The organism is Pseudogemmobacter humi, assembly GCF_900609055.1.
Classification (GTDB): domain Bacteria; phylum Pseudomonadota; class Alphaproteobacteria; order Rhodobacterales; family Rhodobacteraceae; genus Pseudogemmobacter; species Pseudogemmobacter humi.
In genome coordinates this window covers 1-626 of the sequence record NZ_UXAW01000001.1, presented here as the reverse complement: position 1 = coordinate 626, position 626 = coordinate 1, and the positions used below count along the sequence as shown (strand labels likewise).

General features: G+C 60.9%; 2 protein-coding genes. Both read left to right on the top strand.

Annotated elements, in window-relative coordinates; all coding sequences use genetic code 11:
- The first annotated feature begins 80 nt into the window (after positions 1 to 80).
- Positions 81 to 377, top strand: a complete 297-nt coding sequence (locus XINFAN_RS00010) for a transposase (protein WP_160144494.1) — start codon at positions 81 to 83, stop codon at positions 375 to 377.
- An 8-nt stretch (positions 378 to 385) separates the two neighbouring features.
- Positions 386 to 626, top strand: a 241-nt coding sequence (locus XINFAN_RS00005) for an IS3 family transposase (RefSeq protein ID WP_148087122.1), incomplete at its 3' end; no start/stop codon positions are given.

Sequence of the window (626 nt, the reverse complement as noted above, 5' to 3'; positions counted from 1 at the left end):
TGAGCTACTCCCCGGAAATCGGACAGTGACGGAAGCTACGATCTGACGTTTGCTGGTCTCCAATGACGAGGAGATCAGGAATGCGGAAACGCAGGAACCATGACGCGGGCTTCAAGGCTCGGGTTGCGCTTGAGGCCGTTAAGGGCGAGCGCACTGTGTCGGAGTTGGCGGCCGAACACGGCGTGCATCCGACGATGATCCATCAGTGGAAGAAGGCACTGCTGGACGGGGCTGCGGATATCTTCGAGCGCGGCGGCAGAAAGCCCGTCGCGGAAGTGGATGAAGAGACGGTCCGGTCGCTACACGCCAAGATTGGGGAGCTGGCCGTCGCCAACGATTTTTTGTCACGAAAGCTCAAGCCGTGGACCGGCAAGTGAGGCGCAGGATGATTGAGCGGGGCCATCCAGCGTTGTCGATCGGGGCGCAGTGCCGCCTGCTGTCGATCTCGCGCTCGTCCTACTATCATGAACCGGTCGGAGAGACGGAGCAGAACCTCGGGCTGATGCGGGTCATTGATCAGCAGTTCCTCGACACACCGTTCTATGGGGTTCGCCAGATGACCTGGCACCTGCAGAACGAGGGGCATGGTGTGAACCAGAAGCGCATCCGGCGGCTGATGCGGCTCA

What these genes read in the sequence shown, in the direction of transcription:
- XINFAN_RS00010 (WP_160144494.1), top strand. Translation starts at nt 81, where the DNA reads ATGCGGAAACGCAGGAACCATGACGCGGGCTTCAAGGCTCGGGTTGCG.